14 protein-coding genes are annotated in these 24,378 nt (G+C 72.4%); 9 read left to right on the forward strand and 5 right to left on the reverse strand.

The window, feature by feature from the left end:
* Window positions 1–147 precede the first annotated feature (147 nt).
* The 4 genes from BJ969_RS17050 to BJ969_RS17065 all read left to right on the forward strand — a co-directional run bounded on the left by BJ969_RS17050 (window position 148) and on the right by BJ969_RS17065 (window position 6,781).
* On the forward strand, window positions 148–1,260 hold the full coding sequence (locus BJ969_RS17050; RefSeq protein WP_184479895.1) for a sensor histidine kinase: 1,113 nt from the start codon (window positions 148–150) through the stop codon (window positions 1,258–1,260).
* 84 nt (window positions 1,261–1,344) lie between these two features.
* Window positions 1,345–2,628, forward strand: a complete 1,284-nt coding sequence (locus BJ969_RS17055) for a DUF8189 domain-containing protein (RefSeq protein WP_184479896.1) — start codon at window positions 1,345–1,347, stop codon at window positions 2,626–2,628.
* A 202-nt stretch (window positions 2,629–2,830) separates the two neighbouring features.
* A complete protein-coding gene (locus tag BJ969_RS17060) occupies window positions 2,831–4,054 on the forward strand; it encodes a PLL family lectin (RefSeq protein WP_184479897.1) in 1,224 nt (407 codons plus the stop codon).
* A 915-nt stretch (window positions 4,055–4,969) separates the two neighbouring features.
* Window positions 4,970–6,781 (forward strand): coagulation factor 5/8 type domain-containing protein, encoded by a 1,812-nt coding sequence (locus tag BJ969_RS17065; protein ID WP_184479898.1) that lies wholly within the window; start codon window positions 4,970–4,972, stop codon window positions 6,779–6,781.
* 64 nt (window positions 6,782–6,845) lie between these two features.
* Here the strand turns inward: BJ969_RS17065 and BJ969_RS17070 are convergent, their stop codons facing one another.
* Both BJ969_RS17070 and BJ969_RS17075 read right to left on the reverse strand, forming a co-directional pair.
* The gene (locus BJ969_RS17070; RefSeq protein WP_184479899.1) at window positions 6,846–7,226 is read right to left on the reverse strand and encodes a VOC family protein; all 381 of its coding nucleotides are present in this window, start codon (window positions 7,224–7,226) and stop codon (window positions 6,846–6,848) included.
* Between the two features lie 122 nt (window positions 7,227–7,348).
* Window positions 7,349–8,104 (reverse strand): 2-phosphosulfolactate phosphatase, encoded by a 756-nt coding sequence (locus BJ969_RS17075; RefSeq protein WP_343071453.1) that lies wholly within the window; start codon window positions 8,102–8,104, stop codon window positions 7,349–7,351.
* A 298-nt stretch (window positions 8,105–8,402) separates the two neighbouring features.
* Between BJ969_RS17075 and BJ969_RS17080 the strand changes: the two genes are divergently transcribed.
* The 3 genes from BJ969_RS17080 to BJ969_RS17090 all read left to right on the forward strand — a co-directional run bounded on the left by BJ969_RS17080 (window position 8,403) and on the right by BJ969_RS17090 (window position 11,115).
* On the forward strand, window positions 8,403–9,092 hold the full coding sequence (locus BJ969_RS17080; RefSeq protein WP_184479901.1) for a response regulator transcription factor: 690 nt from the start codon (window positions 8,403–8,405) through the stop codon (window positions 9,090–9,092).
* Window positions 9,092–10,546 carry a sensor histidine kinase gene (locus BJ969_RS17085; protein WP_184479902.1) on the forward strand — a complete coding sequence of 485 codons (1,455 nt, stop codon included), beginning with the start codon at window positions 9,092–9,094 and terminating at the stop codon, window positions 10,544–10,546. Before BJ969_RS17080 ends, BJ969_RS17085 begins: the two co-directional genes overlap by 1 nt.
* 176 nt (window positions 10,547–10,722) lie before the next feature.
* Window positions 10,723–11,115 (forward strand): hypothetical protein, encoded by a 393-nt coding sequence (locus BJ969_RS17090; RefSeq protein WP_184479903.1) that lies wholly within the window; start codon window positions 10,723–10,725, stop codon window positions 11,113–11,115.
* A 174-nt stretch (window positions 11,116–11,289) separates the two neighbouring features.
* Here BJ969_RS17090 and BJ969_RS17095 read toward each other — a convergent pair whose 3' ends face one another.
* The 3 genes from BJ969_RS17095 to BJ969_RS17105 form a co-directional block, all read right to left on the reverse strand.
* Window positions 11,290–12,126: an SAM-dependent methyltransferase gene (locus BJ969_RS17095; protein WP_184479904.1), complete on the reverse strand. Its 837-nt coding sequence runs from the start codon at window positions 12,124–12,126 to the stop codon at window positions 11,290–11,292.
* Between the two features lie 158 nt (window positions 12,127–12,284).
* Window positions 12,285–13,868 (reverse strand): MFS transporter, encoded by a 1,584-nt coding sequence (locus BJ969_RS17100; protein ID WP_343071454.1) that lies wholly within the window; start codon window positions 13,866–13,868, stop codon window positions 12,285–12,287.
* A 208-nt stretch (window positions 13,869–14,076) separates the two neighbouring features.
* Window positions 14,077–14,829 (reverse strand): SDR family oxidoreductase, encoded by a 753-nt coding sequence (locus BJ969_RS17105; RefSeq protein ID WP_184479905.1) that lies wholly within the window; start codon window positions 14,827–14,829, stop codon window positions 14,077–14,079.
* A gap of 240 nt (window positions 14,830–15,069) precedes the next feature.
* On the opposite strand from BJ969_RS17105, the gene BJ969_RS17110 reads away from it, so the two are divergent.
* The gene (locus BJ969_RS17110; protein WP_221315853.1) at window positions 15,070–15,513 is read left to right on the forward strand and encodes a hypothetical protein; all 444 of its coding nucleotides are present in this window, start codon (window positions 15,070–15,072) and stop codon (window positions 15,511–15,513) included.
* Between the two features lie 223 nt (window positions 15,514–15,736).
* Entirely contained in the window at window positions 15,737–24,259 is an 8,523-nt protein-coding gene (locus BJ969_RS17115) for a WXG100-like domain-containing protein (protein ID WP_184479906.1), read from the forward strand.
* The last annotated feature ends 119 nt before the right edge of the window (window positions 24,260–24,378 follow it).

A 24,378-nucleotide genomic window follows, 5' to 3' on the forward strand; every position in this document is an offset into this window, starting at 1 on the left:
GAGGCCGGGCCGATGCCGCGCCGGAGGCGTCGGCGACGACGACCCCTACCCCGGAGCGCGACGCTTGGTGCCCGACGAGGCTGGACAGGAGCAGGCCCGCGCACAGCGAGCGGGCGCCCGGCGCATGTTCGCCCCCGGCGGGCGCCGATGACCTCACCGCAGCTCATCGTGCTCATCGCGGCCTGCGAATCCGCGGGGGTCGGCCTGCTCGGGGCGACGGTGCTGCACCTGCTGCGGCGGCAGCCGCTGGGCCTGTCGCTGATCGCGGTCGTCGTGATCACCGTGTGCGCCACCAACATCAGCGTGATCACGGCGATGTTCGTGACCGAGTCCGACAGCATGCCGGTGACGGTGAGCCTCGCGGTCAACTGCGTCGCCGGGGTCGTATCGGTCGGCGTGAGCCTGGTGCTGGGGCGATCGGTGATGACCGGTGGCAGGCGGCTGGCCGACGCCACCCGCGCCTTCGGCCGCGAGCAGCGGTTCAGCGCTCCGACGGACCTGCCGAGCGCCGAATTCGCCGAGCTGGCCCGCGAACTGCGGGTCACCAGCGAGAACCTCGCCGAGTCGCAGCGCAGGGAACGCGCCTTGGACGCGTCGCGGCGGCGGGTCGTGTCGTGGATCTCGCACGACCTGCGCGCTCCGCTGCACCGGATGCGCCTCAAGGCGGAGGCCGTCGAGGACGGGGTGTCGCCGGATTTGCCGCGCTACTTCCGGGAGGTCCGCGCCGACGTGGACCAGCTGACGGAGATGGCCCAGGACCTGTTCGAGCTCTCCAAGCTCCAGTCGGGGACGTTGCGGCTGAAACCAGTGCGGGTGCCGCTCGACGACCTGCTCAGCGACGTGGTCGCCCGCACCGATGTGCTCACCGAGAAGCGCGACGTGCGGCTGCGGGCGGAACGGATCGACCCGGTGGTCGCGACCGTGGACTACGACGCGATGAGCAGGGTCTTCACCAACCTGCTGGTCAACTCGGCGCAGTACGGCCCGGTGGGCGGTGCGGTTTCGCTGGAGCTGCGGGCCGACGGCGAGCACGCGGTGGTCTCGGTGTCCGACGAGTGCGGCGGGATCCCGGCGGCGGACCTGGATTCGGTGTTCGACACGGGCTGGCGCGGTGGCGACCGCGACACGGCACCCCAGGGCGGTGGGCTCGGACTCGCGATCGTGCAGGGCATGGTCGAGGCCCACCACGGGCGGGTCAGGGTGTTCAACGTCGTGGGCGGATGTTGTTTCGAAGTCCGGATTCCGCTGGCCACCGCATGATCGTCCGGCCGCCGACCCCGGTTCACGCCCTACCGGCCCTGCGGTAGCGTCGGCGGGAAATCGATTGCCTTGCGTGAGATTCGGATGCGGATGCCTCGATTCGACGACCAGCCCGTTGACCAGCCCCAGGACGGGACGTCGCCGAATCACGGCTCCGAGCTTCCCGGCGCTCGCTCGGACGGACCGCACCGGCAGCAGCGGACGGGGCTGCTGGTCGCCTCGGTCTGCGGGATCGCCTTGATCGCGGCTCCGCTGGTGTGGGCGGTCGCCACGCAACGGCCCGAGTACCCGTCGTCCGTTCCCGCCGGTCTCGGCGCGCAGGCCCCACCTCACTTGGCCGAGCACGCGGGGGCGTTGCCCGCGGGCCCCGCGAACCTCGATTCCAGGGGCCGGCTGGTGCTGGTGGCCCGGCAGGCCGCCGGATCGGTCGGGCTGAAGTTCCAGCGCGAGTCCGACCGCGGCCAGTGGGACGGCTGGTACGCGATCGGCCAGGACGCGGCGGGCGACGTGGTCGCGGCCCAGGACTCGCGCGGCGGCATGGGCGCGTTTTTGATCGACACCGGCGGCGCCCTCAAGTTCGCCGCGGAGACCGCCCCGGAGTCCCCGCGCCCGGCGCGGTGGACCGATTTGGGCGGCACCGACCTGCGCGGAACGCCCGCCGCCTCGCGCGATGCCGAGGGCCGTTTCGTCGTCGTGGCACGGGATTCCGGCGGGCGCCTGCACGAGACCCACCAGGTCGGCGGCGGCTGGAGCGACCTGCGCGAGTTGCCGGGACCGCCCGTCGACGGCGACCCGGTGCTGCGCCAGGACGACCGGCAACGGCTGACCCTGTTCGCGCTCGACCGCGAGCAGCGGTTGCGCGTCCAACGCGAATCCGACCCCGGTGAGTGGGCCCCGGCGCGAGCGGTCGGCGAGCGCTTCGCGGGGCGCCCCAGCGTGGTCCTCGACTGGGACGGCAAGCAGCGCATCTACGTGCGGGGCACGGGCGGCAGCGTGCGGGAGGTCGTGGAGACCGAAGCCGGTTCGGGCCAGTGGGCCGACTCGACCGAGCTTTCCGGGGAGGCACCTGCGAAGGGCGATCCGATCGCCACCGTCGACCCCAACCGCACCGTCGTCGTGTTCGCCCTGGCCGGGGACGGGTCGGTGCACGAGCGCTTCATCGGCCCGAAGAAGAAGCGGTGGACGGACTGGCGTCCCCTCGACGGCCAGGTCGAACGGCTGCTGGCGGCGGTGCAGGACGGCGGCGGCACCCTGGTCGTGCTGGGGATCGGGAAGACCGGTTCGATGGAGCAGAACTTCCAGAGCCCCGGCCCCGCTCCGTGGGAAGGCTGGGAGCACGGCCTCGGCGGCCGGTTCGCGCCGCGGTGACGGCCCTGGTCGCCGCCCCGCTCGGCCGACCGCGCCGGGCGCGGATGCCCTCGGTTCCACCGGAACGCCACGGCATTCGTCGCAGCGCGGCAGGTGTTCGAGGCGGATCCCCTGGCCACACCCCACCCGGTACGGTCGAGGACGGCGATCATGGAACGAGCGCGGGGTGGTGTCGTTGCCGCAACCAGGGGGATCGGGGCCGGTGACCGGGCCGGAAGAGCACCCGCCCGCCGACCCCGACCGGGCACCGCGCAAGGACAGGCGGTTCATGCTGGCCGCGGGCCTCGGCGGGATCGGCCTGATCGTCACCCCGCCCGCCGTGTTCGCGCTGCTGACCAACGCCCGCCACGCGCAGGACGATCCCGCCGCCCGCCCGCGCCTGTCCCCCGACCCCGGCGGGCCGGTGCACTCGGACGAGCAGAACCGGATCGTGGTGCTGGCGAAGGGCACCGATCTCGCCGTGCTGCGCAACCACCAGTCGACTTCGCAAGAGGGGGCGACCGGCGACTGGCTGGACCTGGGCGAGCGCGCGGCGGGCCAGCCGATCGGCATCATCGACCGGGACGGCAGGCTCGCCGCGTTCGTGATCAACACCGCGGGGGTCCTGCGCTACGCCGAGCAGATCGCGCCGAGCGAGCAGGCCGCGCCCCGGTGGCGGAGCCTCGGCGGCGGCGAACTCGTCGGATCGCCCGCCGCCGCGCAGAACTCCGCCGGACTGCTCGTCGTCGCCGCCCGGGACCGCGCTGGGGCGCTGTGGGAGACCCACCAGTACCCGTCCGGCGGCTGGAGCGAACCGCACCGCCTGCCCGGCCCGCCCGTGCGCGACGATCCGGTGCTCCGCACGAACCCCGGGGGTGCGCTGGCGCTGTTCGCCTTGGGCCGGGACGGCCGGGTGCGGGCGCATTCCGAGCAAGGGTCGAACTCCGGCGAGTGGCTGCCCGCCTCCGACATCCCGGGAACGGTCGAGACCTCCCCCGCGACCATCATCGACAAGCAGCAGCGGCAACGGCTCTACTCGATCCGCGCGGACGGGACGATGTGGGAGAACGTCGAGACCGCCGCGTCCTCCGGGCAGTGGCGGGGCTGGCGCGAGTTCGGGCTCGGCGGCCCGTTCGCGGGCAGGCCGGTCACCGTGGCGGACGGCAACAACACCCTGGTCGTGCTGGCGCGCCACGAGGACGGGACGGTGTGGGAACGCTTCCAGCGCGACCGGGCCGATGACCGCTGGTCGTTGTGGAAGCGTCTCCACGGCGACCTCGCCGAACTCGTCGGGGCCGCGCAGGACGCCAACGGCGTCCTCGTCGTGTTCGGAATCGGCCGCGACGGGGTGATGCAGCGCAACTACCAGGTCAAGGGACAGCGCACGCCGTGGTCGGGGTGGCACGCGGACTTCGGTGGCGAATTCCCGAAACAACGCACGCCGTGATCTCGCCTTTTCCGACACCGCAACCGGGAAATTCCCGGATTATGGGAATGGCGATCGAACCGCGCGGAAAGCGTTTGTCCGGCGCAATGCCGCCGACGCCCGGGGACGCGGACGATTCACGAATTCCGGCACCCGCCGCGGGCCCGTCGAGGCGATCACCGAGCGGACGCGGCAAGCCCACCGGGGACGCCCCCGAACGCATCTCCCCGAACTGCTCCCATCACTGGATTCCCCAGTGGTGAGACCGGAACGCGCCCCACACGCGCCCCGATCCGCACCGCTGCGGTCGACACCGCGAACGCCGGCCTCCGCGGTCCGCTCGAGCCGGTGAGCGGGCCGCGGCCGGTCGTTCAGCCACTCCTCACCGCACGGCCCCCGAAGCCGGGAGACGGGCTTCGGAACCGATTCCGATGACGAGCACCGCAGAGTTAACAACACGGCCATAGCAGCGTCAAGACCGAAGCCGTCGATCTACGCAAACCGCTCGTTCCCATTCACATTTCCGCGAACACCTCGGCCGATCACCCCCTTGACATTCCAGAATCGGCGCCTAAATTCGTGAGAGCGTTCTCATGGAGTGCGTTCCCCGCTCTGAGCACTCCGCGAGCAACGGCGAGCCGGATGGACCCCGCGTCGACCTTCGCTTCCGCGACGGTCGGCGAACGTCGTCGGAAGGGCTCGCCGTGCCGCTGTCGCCTCCTGTTCGTCCCCCGGACGTCGCGCGCCGCTCGACCGCTCGCGGCCGGCGCGCCGAGGAGTTCAGCGCGCCCGGATCCGACGACCCCCGAACCACCCGCCTCCGGGCGGGTCTCCCGCCATCCCCGACGAAAGGACGAGACCACCTCCCTCCCCTTCGCAACACGATTCACCGGCGAGGAGCCGACCGGCTCCTCACCCCGTCAGACAGGCAGAACCATGAAGATCTTCGGTAGAACCGAGACCCGCCCCCGGCAGGCGGTGATGGCGCTGGCGACGGCGTCGGCCGTGGCCGCCGGGCTCGTCACCGTCACCGCTGCGGGAGCAGAGCCGCAGGCTCCGGCGCCGCAACCGGCGCAGGCGGTGCGCGACACCGACCCGAAGAACCCGGACCTCGGTCCCAACACCTACATCGCGACCCCGTCCACTCCCGCGGGCGAGTTGCAGGGCAAGCTCGACGAGATCGCCGAGCGCCAGCACACCAACCAGTTCGGCCCGGAACGCGACGCGGTCCTGTTCCAGCCCGGTGATTACAACGCCGACGTCAACCTCGGCTTCAACACGCAGGTCGCCGGTCTGGGCATGTCGCCCGACGACGTGAACCTCAACGGCCACGTGCGGGTCGAGGCGGACTGGCTGGGCGAAGGCAACGCCACGCAGAACTTCTGGCGCTCGGCGGAGAACCTGGCGGTCACGCCGCCCTCCGGCGAGATCGAGCGCTGGGCGGTCTCCCAGGCCGCCCCGTACCGCCGGATGCACATGCGCGGTCAGATGCAGTTGTGGAACGGCTACGACGGCTGGGCCAGCGGCGGCTACATCGCCGACTCCAAGATCGACGGCCTGGTCGAGTCCGGTTCGCAGCAGCAGTTCCTCACCCGCAACAGCGAACTGGCCGGTGGCTGGTCCGGTTCGGTGTGGAACATGATGTTCACCGGCACGGTCGGCGCTCCGGCGCAGCACTTCCCGGACCCGTCGCACACCAACGTGCCGGAAACCCCGAAGTTGCGGGAGAAGCCGTTCCTGAACATCGGCGAGGACGGCAACTACAACGTGTTCGTCCCCGCGCTGCGGGAGAACACGCAGGGAGTCAGCTGGGCGAACGGCGCACCGGAAGGTGAGCAGATCTCCCTGGCGGACTTCTACGTCGCCAAGGAGGGCGACAACGCCGCGACCATCAACGCGGCGCTGGCCGAGGGCAAGCACCTGCTGTTCTCCCCCGGTGTCTACCACTTGGACGACACCATCAAGGTGGACAACCCGAACACGGTGGTGCTCGGCATCGGCATGGCCTCGTTGGTGCCGGACACCGGCAAGCCCGCGATGTCGGTGGCCGATGTGGACGGTGTGAAGCTCGCCGGTCTGTTCATCGACGCGGGTGAGCAGAACTCGCCCGCGCTGATGACGCTCGGCGAGGAGGACGCGAACGCGAGCCACGCGGAGAACCCGACGCAGCTCTCGGACGTGTTCTTCCGCATCGGCGGCCCCTGGGCGGGCAAGGCGACGACGACGCTGGACATCAACAGCAACGACGTCCTGCTCGACCACTCCTGGCTCTGGCGCGGCGACCACGGCGAAGGTGTCGGCTGGGACGTCAACACGGCGGAGACCGGGCTGATCGTGGACGGTGACAACGTCACCGCGCACGGGCTGTTCGTGGAGCACTACCAGAAGAACAACGTGGTGTGGAACGGCAACGGCGGCCGCACCTACTTCTTCCAGAACGAGTTCCCCTACGACCCGCCGGACCAGGCGGCGTGGGGCGGCGACGGCGGCTGGGCGGCCTACAAGGTCGCCGACGACGTCACCGACCACGAGGCGTGGGGCCTGGGCAGCTACTGCTTCTTCGACACGAACCCGGCGGTCACGGCCCCGCGTTCCTTCGAAGTGCCGGTGAACCCGGGCGTCAAGATGCACGACCTCGTGTCCGTCTCGCTGGGAGGCACGGGCACCATCAACAAGGTCATCAACGACCAAGGTGACACGGCGAACGCTGACAACCAGATCAGCTACGTCCCCGAGTACGGCGGCTGAGCCGAAGCTCGACCGACCGGTGCCCCAGGTGCGATCCGCACCTGGGGCACCGGTGTTCCCGGTGTCAGAGCTGAGGAATCCGGGCTCGCAGGAGGCAGAACTCGTTGCCCTCCGGGTCGGCGAGGACGTGCCAGGGCTCCTCGCCGGTCTGGCCGATGTCCGCCGGGCGCGCGCCGAGCGACAGGAGGCGTTCGAGTTCGGCCTCGTGATCGCGGTCGGTGGCGTTGACGTCTATGTGCAGCCGGGTTTTGCCCGGTTCCGGCGCGTCCCTGCGGCTGAGGATGATCGTCGGCTGCGCGCCGCCGAACCCCTCGCGCGGACCGATCTCCACCATCTCGCCGTCCTCGCGGTCGAGCACGACGAAGTCCAGCACCTCGCACCAGAACCGCGCCAGCAGCTCCGGGTCGTGACAACCGAGCACGAGCTCACTGATCCGACACGCCATCGATGAAACCTGCTCTCGGCTCGCGAACCGCACGTGCTCCCCCAGCGGGAACCTGCCCGGAACCGTAGCTGGCGGCGACCACGGCCGCGACGGATTTTCCCACCCCGTGCCGAATCCGCTTCTCACCCCACGGCCCCGAAAGCCCCGGCGGTGAGAACGGGAACGACGACCGACTCGTCGAGCTCGACCGCGATGCCGACATCGTCGGCGAACCCCCCGTCCGCGAGTTCCCGACCGGAGGCGCTCGCCCGGACCGCGGTGCGGACGTCCGAGGTCGCAGTGAAGGCGGCGGCCGCCACCGCGGCCTCCGGCGACCACGTTCCACCGCCGTGGGAGTGCAGCGACGCGATCACCGCACCCGCGCCGAGCAGGTCCTCCACCGCGGGCCGGAGGCCGTCGTCGGGCCACCGCTCCCCCGCGGCGACCACGCCGACGGGACGAACAGCGGTGCCGTACCCGTGCGCCGCGAGCCATTGCCCCACCGCGTCCGCGTTGCGCAGGCACGCGGCGAGGACGATGGCCGTGCCCGCCGCGGCGGCGATGGCCGAGCCGTTGGGCGACGGGAGGACCAGGCGAGGGGGCGCCGGAGCCCGCCGCAGCGCCGCCGGGGACAACGACCACGGACGCGCCGCCGTCGCCATCCGGCGCCCCACCGCCAACTCGGCGTCCCGCTCGGCGGCGTAGGCGGCAGCACTGCCGTCCCGCCACCGGTAAGGCAGAACACGGGTGCCCGACTCGACCGCCACCGACACCGACGTCGTGAACGAGAGCACGTCGACCACCACCAGGCAGGCGACGCCCGCAGCGAGCCGTTCCGCGCCCACCGGCCCCCATTCGAACCGCGTCCCGAACCCGACCTGCGCAAAGCACTCGTCCACACCCCGGATCATGCCGGACCCGAGCAACGGCGACGGCGGAACTCCGCATCTCCGCAGGACGTGCACGACCCACATCCGGCCGAGGTCCTGGCTTCCCCGCCAGACCGGTACTTCCTGCGTGAGGGAGGGCTCGCGTCGGGTGTGCGTTCCGCGTCCGACGGTCGGGACGGTCGGACGCCGGGGGGTTCGAACCGTCGGCGCGCACGCTGGTCGTCGTCCGTTGACCAGGAACGGAACCGTGCGCCGCGAACGTGCCTAATCTGGGTTGCGGAAGATCAGGGATACGGGTGAGGACGGTATGGGGTCGCGGAATTTGCTGGTGGTGGATGACGAGCCGACGGTGCGGGAGCTGCTGGCGGCGACGTTGCGGTTCGCGGGGTTCCGGGTGACGGCCGCCGCGACCGGGGCCGAGGCGGTGCGGGCGGCGGTGGACGAACGTCCGGATCTGGTGCTGCTGGACGTGATGTTGCCGGACGTGGACGGCTTCGAGGTGCTGCGGCGCCTGCGGGAGCAGCGCGGCGGGCAGGTGCCGGTCCTGTTCCTCACCGCTCGCGACGCGCCTCGGGACAAGGTGCAGGGGCTGACGCTGGGCGGTGACGACTACGTGACCAAGCCCTTCGACCCGGAGGAGCTGATCGCCCGCATCCACGCGGTGCTGCGCCGTTCCGGGCACGCCGGGACCTCGGGGGCGATGACCGTCGCGGACCTGGAGGTCGACCCGGACAGCCACCAGGTGCTGCGCGGCGGGGAGCCGATCCGGTTGTCCCCCACCGAGTTCCGGCTGCTGACCTACCTGGTGCGCAACTCCGGGCAGGTGGTGTCGAAGCGGCAGATCCTCGACGAGGTGTGGCAGTACGACTTCGGCGGTGATCCGAGCATCGTGGACACCTACATCAGCTACCTGCGGCGCAAGGTGGACAACGCCGAACCCAAGCTGATCCACACGGTGCACGGGGTGGGTTACGTCCTGCGCGGGCCGCGCTCGTGATGGCCCGGCTGTCGCTGCGCGCCCGCGTGCTGCTGATCGCGATCGGCCTGCTCGCCGCGGGCCTCGCGATCGGCAGCGTCGTGGTGATCGGCGCGCTGGAGCGCAACCTGGTCGGCAAGCTCGACGCGCAAGTGGTGGCGACCGCCGAAGCGGGCGCGACGATCTACAAGGTGCCCGGTCCCGGCGCGTCCGACCCGATGCCGAGCCCCGGCCCGACCGATCCGGGCGGCGCCGGGCGGGGAACGGTCGTGGTGCGGGACAACTTCGCACTGCCCGGCTCCACCGTCTACACCGCGCGGCTGCGCGCGGACGGCACGATCGCCGACGAGGACCGGGGCGCGGGGCGGGACGCGGCCGGGCCGGACCTCGCGGGGATCACCACCACCGCGCAGCCGGTCGACGTGCGGAGCCGGTCGGGTTCGCAGCACTGGCGGCTGGTGGCGCATGCCGGCCCGGACGGGCTGGTCGTCACCGCGATCTCGCGGGCCGAGGTGGACGACACCGTCGGTCAGCTGCGGGCGGTGTCCGCCGGTACGGCCGCGGTGCTGCTGACCGTGCTGGCGCTGGCCGGGTGGTTCGCGATGCGCGCCGGATTGCGACCGCTGCGCCGGATCGAGCAGACCTCGGCGGCCGTCGCGGCGGGCGACCTCGCCAGCCGCGTTCCCGAAGCGGGCGGGCCGGGCACCGAGATCGGGCGGCTGTCGCGGGCGCTGAACGTGATGCTCGGCCAGAACGAGGCCGCGTTCGCCGCGCGCAGCGAGTCGGAGGCGCGGATGCGCCGCTTCGTCGCGGACGCCAGCCACGAGCTGCGCACCCCGCTCGCCGGGATCAAGGGGTTCAGCAAGCTGCACCGGATGGGCGCGCTGCCCACCGGAGTGGACGCGATGTCCCGGATCGAGAAGGAGTCCGACCGGCTGGAACGCCTCGTGGAGGACCTGCTGCTGCTGGCGCGGCTGGACGAGCAGATCCCGTTGCAGCTCGCCCCCATGGACCTGCGGACACTGGCCGCCGACGCGCTGCACGACGTGCACGCGCTCGACCCGACCCGGACCGCCGAACTCACCGGTCCGGGCGGCGGCCCGCCCGCGGCCGCACCCGCGCTGGCCGACGAGGAGCGGTTGCGGCAGGTCGTGACGAACCTCGTCGGCAACGCGATCCGCCACACGCCGCAGGGCACGCCCGTGCGGATCGGCGTCGGCGCGGTGGAGGACGGCGCGGTGCTGGAGGTCGCCGACGACGGCCCCGGACTCGCCGCCGAACAGGCGGAGCGGGTGTTCCAGCGGTTCTACCGGGCCGACGACTCCCGCAACCGCTCCAGCGGCGGATCGGGGCTGGGCCTGGCGATCGTGCGCTCGCTGGTGGAGGCGCACCGCGGGCGCATCGAGCTCGACACCGCCCCCGGGGCGGGCACGCGGGTCCGGGTAGTGCTGCCGCCGGCCGTCGAGTCGGAGTGATCTCGGGGAATTCCTGGGAGTTCTCCTGGAGAACCATCCCCGTCGGGCCACCGCTGCCGCAGCGTCCGGGAGGAACGTGGCGCGGTTCCCAGGAATCTCCCAGATCCGCTCCGATTTCACCAAGATCGACCGGTCAACCTGAGTGGGTCAGCTGCTCCACGAGGAAAGGAAATCCCATGCGGCTCAACACTCTGCGACGCACCTCCGCGATCGCCGGACTCGCCCTGGTCCCCGCGCTGGCCTTCGGCGCCGCGGCGCAGGCCGCGCCCGCCGCCCCCGCCGCGCCGACCTCCGCGTCCGCCGAGCAGGCCCCGGCGTCGGCGCCCCAGGAGGCCATCGCCGAGACCGGCACGATCTCCCAGGTCGGGCAGGTCGAGACGCCGGAAGGCCGGTTCACCGCGTTCCAGTTCGGCCCCGAGGGCACCTGGTGGCTCGCGGGTGCGGACACCGTCGTGACCAAGGGCGGCCAGGTCGTCGCGCCGGAGGCCCTCCAGGTGGGCGACGACGTCACCGCCGAGGGCGAGTTCGACGGCCGGACCGCTTCCGCGTCGCGCGTCGAGGTTCGCTGAGACCGGCCGGGCCGCGGAGGACCCAGGTCCTCCGCGGCTCGGCTACCGAGCTCTGCCCGCGACCCCGAAGCGGGCAGGGCGGCGGGTTCTCGGCGGCTTCCTCGCCGCGGAAGCGATCGCGAGGAAGTCGCCGAGAACCGCCGGTAGTCCCTACTGCTCCACCGCCGGAACGTCCTAGGGCTTGCGCGCCACCGCTGCGAAGCACACCGCGTTCTGCGGGTTCTCCGCGGCGAACTCGTCGACCTCGGTCAGGTCGGAACGCCATTCCGAGGTGAACTCGACGCCCGGTTCCAGCAGTTCCCAGCCGGTGAAGAAGCGGCGGAACTCCAGTTCGTCGCGGGCGGTGAAACCGGGGTTCTGGGTGTCCTTGTAGGAGTCGATGAAGTCCAGCGTCTGCGACCGGACGGGTTCCGCGACGCCGTCGACGGTGGCGTGGCTGATCGCGAGCCTGCTGCCCGCGGGCAGCGCTTCCTTGTAGCGCTCCAGCGCGGCCTCCGGGTGCTGCTCGCGGGGGATGAAGTGCAGCAGCGCCACCGCGAGCACGCCGATCGGGCGGCTGAAGTCGAGCAGTTCCCGGGTGGCCGGTGCGGCGAGGATGCTGTCGGGTTCGAGGAAATCCCCCTGCACCACACCGGTTCCGGGCACCGCGTCGAGCAGCTCCTTGGTCTGCACGACCGCCACCGGCTCGTTGTCCGCGTAGAGCACGCGCGCGTCCGGGTTCACCTGGTGGGCGATCTCGTGCGTGTTGCCCACGGTGGGCAGGCCGGCGCCGATGTCGAGGAACTGGTCGATGCCCTCTTCGGCCATCGTCTGCACCGCGCGGCGCAGGAAGGTGCGGTTCCACCGGGCCACGTCGGCGATGTGCGGCAGCTTCTCCTTGGCCTGGGCCACGAAAGCCCGGTCCGACGCGAAGTTGTGCGCTCCGCCGAGGTACGCGTCGTACACGCGGGCCGCGCTCGGGAGCTCCACGTCCACACCGAGCTCCCGCCACCTGTCTTGATCACCAGCCATTCACCCAAAGTAGTGATCACCAGAGGTGACGACAACCACCCGTTGGACGGTCGGGTTCCCCCTCCCAGCACTGGAGAACCGGCTTGACCTGGGTAATCCCGATCTTGAAACTTCGCTCAGTAACGAACCTCACCAGCGCCCCCGGGTCGTCGCCGTGATCAGACCGCTGCCTGCTCGCGGGACCGCTGGCGTTCGAGACCGCTCTCGGTCTGCAGCGGGATCTCCTTGATGCCGAGCACGGCGATCAGCGACACCGCGCCCAGCACGGCGGCCACCACGAAGATCGTCGCGGTGCCGTTGCCGTACGCGCCCCGCACGATGTCGGCGAGCGCGGGCGGCAGCTGGTTGAGGCTGCCCAGCCCCACCCCGGCCGAGTCGCCGCCCGCCGGGACCTGGACGCCGATCGCGGCCAGCCCCCGCGCGATCCGGTCGCTCACCTCGGTCGCCAGCACCGCGCCCAGCACCGACACCCCGACGGTGCCGCCGAGCGAGCGGAAGAACGTCACCGTGGAGCTCGCCGCGCCCAAGTCCGAGGGGGCGACGGTGTTCTGCACGGCCAGCACCAGGTTCTGCATCATCATGCCCATGCCGCTGCCGAGCAGGAACAGGTAGCAGCCGAGCAGCACCATGCTCGTGCTCTCGGTGATCGTGCCCAGCAGGCCGAACCCCACGACCGTGAGCGCACCGCCGCCGACCAGGTAGCCCTTCCAGCGGCCGAAGCGGGTGATCAGCGCGCCGGACCCGGCCGAGGAGAGCATCGATCCGATCACCATCGGCAGCGTCAGCAGACCGGCCGCGGTCGGGCTGTAGCCGCGGGCGATCTGGAAGTACTGCCCGAGGAACACCGCCCCGCCGAACATGGCGATGCCGACGGCGATGCTCGCGACGGTGGCCAGGACGGTGGTGCGGTCCCGGAACAGGCGCAGCGGGATGATCGGCTCCGGAACCCGCGCCTCCACGACGACGGCCAGCGCCAGCAGCGCCGCGCCGAACCCGGCCAGCGCCCAGGACGTGCCCGAGGCCCAGGCGAACTGCTTGCCGCCGAGCGTCACCCAGATCAGCAGCGCGCACACGCCGCCCGCGATGAGCGCCGCGCCGAGGTAGTCGACCCGCACCTCCCGCTTGATCACGGGCAGGTCGAGGGTGCGCTGCACGACGATCAGCGCGACCACCGCGAGCGGCACCCCGGTGAAGAAGCACCACCGCCAGCCGAGCCAGCTCGTGTCCACGATGAAACCGCCCAGCAGCGGCCCGGCGACGGTGGCCACCGACATGACCGCGGCGATGGGCCCGGTGTACTTGCCGCGTTCCCGCGGGCTGATCATGGCCGCGACCACGATCATCACCAGGGACTGCAGGCCACCGAGCCCGAGCCCTTGCAGCGCGCGCCACGCGATCAGCGTGCCGACGGACTGCGCGAGGCCCGCCGCGACGGAACCGGCGGTGAAGATGCCGATCGCGATCTGCACCAGCAGCTTCTTGCTGAACAGGTCGGCGAGCTTGCCCCAGATCGGGGTGCTCGCGGTGGAGGCGAGCAGGGTCGCGGTGACCACCCAGGTGTACTGGTCCTGGCTGCCGCGCAGCTCGGTGATGATCGTGGGAAGCGCGGTGGACACGATGGTCGACGACAGCAGGGCCGTCATCATCGCCAGCAGCATCCCGGTGAGCGCCTTGATGATCTGGGGCTGCGTCATCCGGCCGCTCTCCTCGGCCGTGGACTCCGGTACGGGCGCGTCGGGCACGGGTGGTCTCCTGTGGGGAACGTCGTGGGAGTCAACCTGGACCGCCCGACGGCCCCTCCAGACCGCCACCGCTGCACGGTGACCCGCGGGCAATGGTTGATACCTTCAACCATACGCGAGCCGTTGCATCGTGCAACCAGTCGCCCGGAGTCCGACCCCGCGCGGTGGCCCGATCCCGCGACGAGCGGGCCACCGCACGCGCGACGCATCAACGCCCGGCGGCATCCCTGATCCCGGCCAGGTACCGGTCGAAGGTCCACTGCCCCTGGACGTGCTCCCCGCGCGGCAGCAACCCGCCGCCGCGCATGCGGGCGCCGACCTCACCGGGCGCGGAGATCGGCAGCACGAGCTTGCGCAGCCCGCGCGCCTCGACCAGGCGGCGCGCCATGTCGACCACGTCCATCCGCTCGGGGCCCGCGAGCTCCGGCGCGTAGCCCGTCGCGTCCTGCTCCGCGTGCGCGACCAAGCTCGCCGCCACCTCCTCCGCCGCCACGGGCCGCGACAGCATCCGCGGCACCACCGCGACGGGCGAGCGGTTCGCGAGCAGCGGCTCCGGGAACTCGAAGAACTGCGTGGCACGCAAGATCGTCCACGGAACGCCGCCGCCCGCGACGACCTCTTCCTGCGCCCGCTTCCCGTGGTAGTAACCGAAATCGACGGCGTCGCAGCCCACGATCGACAACGCGACCAGGTGGCGCACACCGGATCGCCGCGCCGCCGCGAGCAGGTTCCCGCTCGCGCGGGCGAAGAACTCGACCGAGACCCGCTTGCGGACCGTGACCACGTTGCTCACGTCGATCACCGCCCGGCAACCGGACAAGGTCCCCTCCAGCCCGGCGCCCGTGACCAGGTCGACGCCCTGCGCACGCGCCAGCACCACCGGCTCGTGCGCCGCGGCCAGCAGCCGCGCCACGACCATGCGCCCCACCAGCCCGGTGCCTCCCGCTACCGCGATCCTCATCGGCTCCTCCTCCCGCGTTCGGCCGGTGCTCACCGGCGTCGAGTCGGGGACGAGACGGCCCGCGGCCGATGTGACAGCAGGTGATCGGAGTCACCGCCACGAGCCGCCCTGTCACACCGGCGGTGCCGCTCTCGTCCTCCGAGCACCGGGGGACGAGCGTCGCTCCCACGGGACGCGGTCTCCCGCCCGTTCGCTCGCGAGCCGGAGTCCGAGCGCCGAAGACCGGGAAGGTCACCGAACATGTCGAACGAAGCACCGACCGAACGCAGCGGCCGGACGAAGGTCGCCGTCGACCGAGCCGCCCTGGTGGCACTGATGCTGGTCGCGGCCGGCACCGGCTGCTGGGCGTACCTCGCCCCGCTGTCCTGGCACCTGTCGTTCCCCGGTTTCGGCCTGAGCTGGCTGCCGCAGCTCGGCCCGTACAACGAGCACCTCGCGAAGGACACCGGTGCGATGTTCCTGGCGCTGGCCGTGCTCAGCGCGATCGCGCTCCGGCGGGCCGCCGATAGGGCGCTCGTGCGCGTCGCCGGGGCGGCATGGCTGGTGTTCGACGTCCTGCACCTCGGCTACCACCTGACGATGCTGCACATGTACGGCCCGCTGGACCAGGTGCTCAACGTGCTCAGCCTCGGATTCCTGGTGGTGCTGGCGCTCGTCCTCGTCCTGCCCGCACGCCACCGCTGAGCGACCGGCGGGCGGCATGCGCGATCTCACAGGTCATTGCGACTTGCCGGAAAGAATGGTTAGGCTAACCTAACCAAGATCTCCGGCCGATGCGATGCACCATCGGCGGCCCTCGATCCCCACCCCGCCACCAGGCGACCAGCGCGCAGCTGCTCGTCGCGATGCCGCCTGCCTCGCTCCGGTTCGCCCGGCGCGGCCCAGGTTCGATGGAGAGAACCAGCGCATGCCCACCGAACTACCCGCCGGGCTCCAGAAGGCCCTGGAGATCGTCGGCGGCCAGCCGTGGCCCGAGGGCGACGAAGCAGGACTGGAACGCATCGCCGGCGCTTGGGAGTCGCTGATCGGCGCGATCGACGAGACCGCCGCCGCGCTGCGGAAATCGGTGCACGGGCTGCAGGAGCACATGCGCGGCGAATTCGCCGAGTCCTACGGGGACCACGTCCGCGGCACGCTGCTGCCGACGCTCGACGGCCTGCGGGAGACCGCGCGCGGACTCGCCGACCAGGCGCAGAACACCGCCGCGGACATCCAGTACGCCCGGATCATGATCGTGGTGCAGCTGGTGATGCTGGCGGCGACGATCGCGCTGGCCTGGATCCCGGGGATCGGGCAGGCGCTGGTGGCCGCGGCGGCATCGGTGGCGCGCGTGGTCATCGGCCGGGTGCTCTCGCAGGTGCTGGCGAACATCATCGCGCGGGCGGGCACCACCGTGGCCGGGCGCGTCGCGTTGAACGCCGCTTCCGGCGCGGTCGTCAACGAAGTCGTCGAGCTGTCGCTGGACGCCACCGTCCAGGGATTGCAGCTGGCCACCGGCAAGCGCACCGACTGGAACGAGCAGTTCACCAAGGGAGCGGCCATCAGCGGCGCGGTCGGCGGAGCCGCGGCCGGGGCGGCCGGTTCGCTCGTGCACGAGCTGACCCGGATCGGCGGTGCCGCGCTGAAGAAGTCCGCGAGCGCACCCGGTGCGGGTGGCGGCCTCGGCCGCGACGCGGTGCGCGGGATGGACCGGTTCGCGGACAGCCGGGCCGGGAAGGAGGCGAACCGGGCCCTCGGCGCCGGAGCTCAGGGCGCCGCGGCGCTGGCCGGGGACGCGGCGGCGAACGCGGCCGGCGGGATGCAGGGCGTGGGCGCGTACACGTTCACCTCGGCCGCGTTGGAGAGCCTTGCGGGCGGACGCGGTCGAGGACGCGGCGGTGCCGGGGCCTACGGCCCGGTGCAGGCGGCGCCCGACGTGGGCGACGCGATCGGCGGGCTGGATTCGGTGACCACCGAGTCGACCGGGCCGGACCTGCCCAGCGCGGAATCCGCCGCGCGCGGCGACACGACGGCGTCCGATGCCGCCGCGGGCGGTGACCCGGTCAGGACGGTCTCGCGGGACGCCGTGCCGGAATCAGGTCCGGAGCGCGCGGACGGCGTTGCCGAAACACGTCCCCGCGCCGCACCGGATCCGCGCTTGTCCACAGTGGAGTCGAATTCATCGAGCGCGGCTCGATCGACCTCGGGAGCCGAAGCGATCGCGGACGCGGTTCCCGCCACGCGACGGTCCGACGACGACTCCGGCACGGCTCCGGCACCGGCTTCGACCACGGGTTCGGACGCGCCGCGGGGCCGATCCGAGGCGGAGGGCATCTCCAGCAGTGGTGCGAGAAGTGCCGAGCCGAGCCAGGAGCGTCGCGAGGAGTCCACCCCGGCGACGCCCCGGGAACGAGCCGCCGCACTGCACCGGGAGTCGCCCGCTCAGGATTCCGCGATCGAAGACCACCGGAATACCGGTTTCCCTGAGAACACCGCGCAGAATTTCACCGCAGGGCAACGGGAAACGCCGGTCGAACATCGCGCGTCGGAGTCGGCACGGCAGTTCGCCGCGGCCGAGCGGGCGGAGACCGCGACCGAGCAGACGCCCCGCGATCCGCGATCGGAATCCGCCGAACCGGCGCGCGGAACCGGACACCCGCACCCGGCGGAATCCGGCGCGGCACAGGGGCGGAACGCCACCGCCGGGGACGACACGGCTTCCCCCTCCCGCACCTCGACGTCGGCGGAGTCGGCGCCGGACGCATCCGCCCGGCAGGACTCGCCGACCGCCGACACGACGACGGAGCCCGCGCCCCGTGTCGCACCGCAGGAACCCGCTGGCATCGCGCCGCACGACCCGGCCACCGCGGACGGCGCGCGGCACGACGACACCGCATCGCCGCAGCGCGCCGTCGGCGAATCCGCGCGGAGCGAAACGGCTTTCGCGCGACCCGCGAGTGATTCAGTGTCGTCCGACTCCACCGATGTGCTCGCCGGGGAGCACTCGCGCACAGCTCCCGTGCCGCACTCCCCAGTCGACCGCGCAGCTCCGTCCGAACTGAGCTCCGCTCAGGACGGCGACGCGCCCAGCGCCGCCGCGCGTGCGCGGGGCGACTCGGCATCGCCCCCGGTCGCGCCGCGCGAAGCGGCACCTGAGGCCGAAATCGCCGCGACCACCGCCACCGAGCGCGCACCGCACGAGCAGGACGACACGGCCCCGGCCGAGCCTCGCCAGCGCGACGTGGAACGCGCCGAGCCGCACGACCGGGAGACTCCGCAGGAGCAGCACCGCGACCACCGCATTGCACCGGCCCAGCCGGACGGAACCGACCGGTCGGTGATCCAGCACGCCACCGACCACTCGGATCCGGGCTCCCGGAGCGAAACCGGCCAGCGGGAGCCGACGATCCAGAACGAGACCCGCCCGCCGGAGTCGACGATCCACAGCATCACCGCCCGACCGGAGCCAGGAGCCCGGAGCGAGACGGATCAGCCCGGCTTCCGGCAGCGGGGTGACACCGCCCAGGTGGCGCGAGACAGCGCCGAACGGGTCGCGCCGCCGGAGCAGCGCGTCGGCCAGGAGGGGACCCGATCCGCTGAGCCCTCAGCGGTTCCGGCCACGACTCCGCTGCCGAACCACTCGGTCGCGACGCACTCCGCACCGTCCTCCGCACCTACGACGGCGAGCCCTTCCGGCACCGCGAGCACCCCCGGCATCACGAGCGCTCCCGGCACCCCTCGCGATGCGCACACGCGACCGGCTACCAGCAGCGACCCGAGCGGACCGGCGGGGAACGCGACGCGCCGCCCGGTCACGACCTCGGCGACGGCCGAGACCGGCGCCGCCCCTCCAGACCGGCGACCGGACGCGCCCGCCCCGCCGCCGCGCGCGCACCTGCGTCAGGAACGCGCAGCGGAGCCCGCCCCGCGCGCGCACGAGGATTCGGCGCCGCCCGCCCGCGAGCACGCGCCCCGCTCGGGACTCCCGACCGTTCCCGAGCGGGCGCACCTGTCCGACGCGGACGGCATCCCGCTGCGCGAGCTCCCCACCCGATCCAGGGGCGCGGAGCTCGACCCGGCGTCCGAACCCGACCGGGCACCGCTCGCGGCGACACGGCTCCAGGAGGGTTCCGGCGACGTCGTCCTGGACATCGACGGCACCGCTCCGCGCGAAGGCCCGGTCACCGAGCGGACCCAGCGCGTCCACGACCTGGTGCGGCACAACGCGGTCATCGCCGACGCCATCGACGGCACCGCGCTGCGAGCGGACGCGCGGGCCGCGCTGCACCGAGCGGAGGTCCCGGCGGCGCGCGTCGACCGGTTGCTCGACGGCCTGTCCGACATCGCGCTGAAGGACGACTTCAAGGTGCTCACCCAGGAAGGACTTCGGTTGCGCACCGGGCAGGGCGCGGACGCGGTGGAGGTCCACGTCCGGCTGCGGCCCGGTGACGACACCTCGGACGGCGCCTCGCCGGAACCGACCTCGGGCAAGCAGGACTTCGCGCACGGCACGGATTCGGTGGCGGGCGGCGCCTACGGCAAGGCCGCCGGGGACAAGCAGTCCGGTCCGCGCCGCGACGGCGGATTCAACCACTTCCTGTCGCTGCCGCCCCCGACGGGCACCTCGAACCCGCACCGCACGATCGACCCGTCGTTCGGGTTCCGCGGCGCCACCCCGCAACCGTCCTGGGCGCACGGCGACACCACCGAGCTGGAGCACAGCGCGAGCTACACCCCGCCGAACACGTGGTCCGGCAGCACCCACGACCTCGTGCACGACCTGGTCGTGCGGCGCCCCGACCGGACCACGGCGAGTTCGGGGACGCAGCCGGGCGGCGCGAAGCTGACCATGCCGGAGGTGCTGGTGCAGGTCGACGCGGCCGAGGCGAAGTCAGCGGGCGGCCCGCGCGCGACCTTCGTGCGGGGTGATCAGGGACTGTTCGACGTGCTGAGCGATCTGGTGGGCGGTCATCCGCGGTGGACGGCCGCGACCGGCGCCGTGAACTCGCCGGTGCGCAACGACCTGCTGGAGCTCACGGGGAGCAAGAGCCTGTCGCACCTGGGCAACGACGTGCTCGACGGCTCGACGCTGACGAAGGCGCTGGAGATGCACGACGACGCGGGCCGCAGGCGCACCGCGCAGGTGGAGATCCGGTTCCGGCAAGGCGGCGCGCGGGGGTTCACCACTCCGCCGCGCCCTGAACCGGCGACCTCGGAGGCCGGATCGCAGCGGCCCGGCACGTCCGCGGGCACGAGCCCGGCGGAGCGCAGCGATCCCGGCTCATCCGAGCTCCGTCCCCCGCCGGACTCGGAAGAAGCGGCACGCAGCGTCCCGGCCACGGCGGAGACCAGCGCATCCGACGAGACGTCCGGATCGGCGGAAACCGCGCGGAAATCCGGGAAGGACGCCGAACCGGACGACGAGCCGAAACCGACGATGCTCACCGAGCAGGGCCGCGGCTACAAGAACGAGGCCTCGCACACGGCGGGGTCCGCGCAGCCGTTCAACGTCAACGCCGGGCTCGGGCTCGGCTTCACCTGGAGCCTGTTCGACAAGCCGGGCACCGCGCAGCCGAGCTACACCCACGGCGACCGGCTGGACCTGCGGCTGGACGGTCGGGCGTTCCGGTCCAGCGGCACCGACCGCTCCACCGTGCGCACGGTGGAGAACACCGCCGCGACCACGTGGTTCGGCAGCGGACGGCTGCACGGCGTGGTCGGCGACCTCACCTACGACGTCACGGTCCGCTTCGACGACGGCCAGGTCCGCCACGCGGGCCACCACGTTCCGGAAGGCGCCACGACCTGGTCGCTGGCCGAGCCCGACGCCCCGGACAAGCCGGCGGACGACCCGGGCCACCTCGCCGAGGACAACACGGCCCCGTTCGCTCCGCACCGGGTGATCGGGGCCGCGGAGACCCACTTCCCCAACGCCGACGGCCTGCGCACGGCGCTGCGGGACCGGTTGCCCGCCGCCGTGCTGCGCGATGACGCGGGGACCGCCGGGAACGTGCGCGCCTCGGACAACGAGGTGGCGTTGCGCTACTTCACCTCGCCGCGCGGGTTGCTGTCGCACTCCCCCGAGCTCAACGGCGACGGCATGTCGTTCCTGCTGAACCGGGGGACGCACGCCGGCACCGGCACCCCGGACGACTTCGTGCGCGTCGTGATCCGGGCGGTGCCGCGCGAAGGCTCCGCCGTCGAAGCCGGCACCGCGAGGGCATCCGCGGCGGGGAGCTCACCCGACGCGCGGGACACCGCCGACGCGAGCACCACCGACTCTGACGACTCCGGGAGCACGCGACCCGTCGGCCTCGCCGGCTCAGCGGACGGCGTGGTTCCTCCCAGCAGCGCGCAACGCCGCTACACGCCCGAAACCGACCGCTCCCGCGAGGGATCCGGTTGGGAGGACACGACGTTGCGCGGCGAACTGCAGGAGAAGGGCCGCATCGACCACTCCGAAACGGTCCGCGGCGCGACCACCGCCGGCGGCGGTTCCGGGGTTCGCGCGGGCATCGGCTCCGAGCGCATCAACCGCACCCTGGAGTTCACCGCCGGGTACAACCGGTCGTTCGGCGGCGAGCAGCGCACCGTGGACTCCTCCAGCGGGCAGGGACGCGGGTTCGGCTGGTCCGGGAAGAAGTTCACCGCGCACCAGCGCCCGATCGACTACGAGATCTCGTTGCGCGACAACGGGATCGTGGAGCGCTTCACCGTCGACGGCGGCGCGGCCACCACCTACCGCAGCGGGCGCACCGCGCTCACCGAGCCCGCCACCGACGGCAACTCCGAGTACCGCGCGGTCGACCACGACGCCCCGGCGCGCCCGGACGGCTGGGCGCCCGGCTCGTTGCCGGACCACTTCGCCGTGCACGGGCTCGACCTGCCCGCGGGCCGCGCCGATCGGCTCAGCGGCGAGCTGCTGGGCGAACACCCGGACGGCGCGCAGGTTGCGGAGCAGCAGGTGCACGTCTTCGCGGGCGAGGACAAGGTCGCGGTGAACCTGGACCGCGCCACGACCGGCACGTACACCACCCCGGTGCACCGGTACGCCGAAGGCGAATGGCTCGGTTTCCGCAACCGGCTCGGCGACGCCGCGATGCACGTGGCGCTGAGCAATCCGCGCGTCTCCGGCCCGCCGACGAAGATGACGTTGACGTTCATCGGCAAGTCGACCGGCTCCACCGGGCACGGTTCGGAACGCGGCAGGACCGACTACACCTTCGGCAACGGCCGGATGAGTGTGGCGCCGATCAAGCAGTTCTACCTGCTGCCGCAGCCCGGTTACGGGTACGCGCGCAACGACTCCGAAGGCGGTTCGGTCAAGCAGGAGCACGAGCACACCACGACGACCACCTACGACGGTCCGGCGTACCTGGTCACCTACGACACGACGACGCTGCTGTCCGGGCGCGACGTCGTCCACACCGGGGTCGGCCCGTACGACGGGCGCGGTGTCGGCGAGTGGCGGCACGCGCAGGCGGACCGGCGGGACTCGGTGCAGGTGTGGGTGCCCGCGCGGGAGATCGACCAGGTCGGGTTGCCGCCCGGCTGGGACGACGGTCACGACCGCGCGGACGCCGAGCCGCGCACGTCCGGCGAACGCGCGCCCGCCTCCGACCGCGCGGGCGAGGGCGACGACGCGTCCCGCGGCACCGCCGAGGAGCGGCCGGTGCCGAGGCTGGTCCTCGACGGGCACGCCTCGCCGAGCGTGCGTCCCGAGGTGACCGAACGACTCGTCTCGCAGATCAAGGACTCGCTGCTGCGGGTGCCTCCCGCCGAGGTCCCGCAGGCCGCGCTGGCCCGGTTCACCCGCTTCCTCACCTCCGGCATCGCCGACGCCGCGGGACGCGTCGTCCACGGTTCCGGGCAGCGGGTCGCGGCCGAGGACCTGGCTCGGCAGGTCCTCGGTGACGTCTCGCCGCGCGGCCTCGCGACGTTGCTGCCCGACCTGGTGGGGCTCGGCAAGGAGTGGTCGACGTCGGTGGACGGCCCGCTCGGCTCGACCCGGCTGAGCCTGCTGCTGCGGGCTCGGCTCGGCGAAGGCCGTTTCACCGGGACCGACGAGGGCTGGTCGGACAACCACCAGTCGAAGGCCACGACGACCACGAGCGCGGTCGTGTCGTCGAGCCGTTCGCACAACGGCAACTTCTCGCTGCGCACCCCGATCTACACGGACGCGCAGATCGCTCGCTCGGTCGGGGCGGGCGCGATGACGACGGGTTCGCTCGCGGACACGCGCAAGCGCACCGAGGAGTCGGTCACCGAACGCACCACGTCCCAGTTCACCTCCGGCGACATCGCCTGGTTCAGCCACCCGATCGAACTGGAGCTGGAGGTCCGCCGGACCGCGCACGCCAACCACGCGGCGCGCGCGCTCACGGGCGGCCTCGTCGACAACATCATGCCCGGGGCGGACGTGCGGCATCCGCGCGTCGACGCCATCCCGGACGCGGTGCACAGCTACCACCCCGCCGGAGAGAGCGCCCCCGGTGACCGCGAGGCGCAGCCGGTCACCGGATTCCCCGACGCGCACTACTCCCGCGCCGGCGGCGGCTCGATCGCCGGGGTGGTGCGGGACGTCCTCGACGGTGTCCCGGCGGGCGAGCACACCGGGCAGGCTCCCCCGGCGGTCCCGCCGGAGGCGACCTCGGCCCGCCAGGCCATCAACACCGGGGCGAGCCCGTCGGCGCTGTCGGCGCACCTGCCGGACGCGCTCGGCGACACCGGCTACCGCTTGGACGGGCTCGACCACGACGCCCGTTACCGGACCGCGTTCGGGCAGCGGCACCCGTTGCGGTCGCTGACCTTCCACGTCCGGCTGGAGCAGGCGCGGGTGACGCCCGCCGGGTACACGCCGCTGGAAGGCTTGGAGATCAACAAGACGGAGGTCTCGAAGAGCTCGGTGAACGACGAACGCACTTCCGGTCCGATGTGGAACACGCTGATGGCTTCGGCTCCGCTGACCCTGTTCCCGCGGCCGACGGCGGGCAGCAGCTTCGAACCGGGCACCGCGCTGACCGAGATGGGCGAGGTGCGCGGCAGCGGCCCGGCGCTGAGCTGGCAGCGCACCGACACCGCCGCCCTCAACGGCAAGAAGACCGAGGACATCGAGCTCTCCGACGGGGAGATCTACCTGGTCGAGGCCCGCGCGCGGTGGACCATCACCCCCGGATACCGGGGCGAGGTCCCCTCGGAGTGGACTGCGCCCCGGACCGCGCGGGACGCGGTGCACGTGCGCACCGACGAGAACGGCTTGCGCGCGATGGGCCTGGAACCACCGCCGAAGACCGAGGACGACTCCGACGCGGAGTCCGACGTGTTCTTCGACGCGGTGTCGGACTTCGGCGAGGACGTCTTCCACGACGCCCCCACAGACCCGGCCCCACCAGGAGACGAACCCACCTCGGAGCTGGCGCACTTCCTCACCCCGAGCAGAGAGAACCGTTGAGAATTTCTAGTCACCGGCGAAGCCGGTGAGCAGCGACCACCAAAGCAACTGGAACACCCGCGGGTTCTCAGCTGTCTTCTCGCGAGGACAGCTTTTTCCCTCGTGGCGGAGCCACTCGG

Source organism: Saccharopolyspora gloriosae, assembly GCF_014203325.1.
GTDB lineage: Bacteria > Actinomycetota > Actinomycetes > Mycobacteriales > Pseudonocardiaceae > Saccharopolyspora_C > Saccharopolyspora_C gloriosae.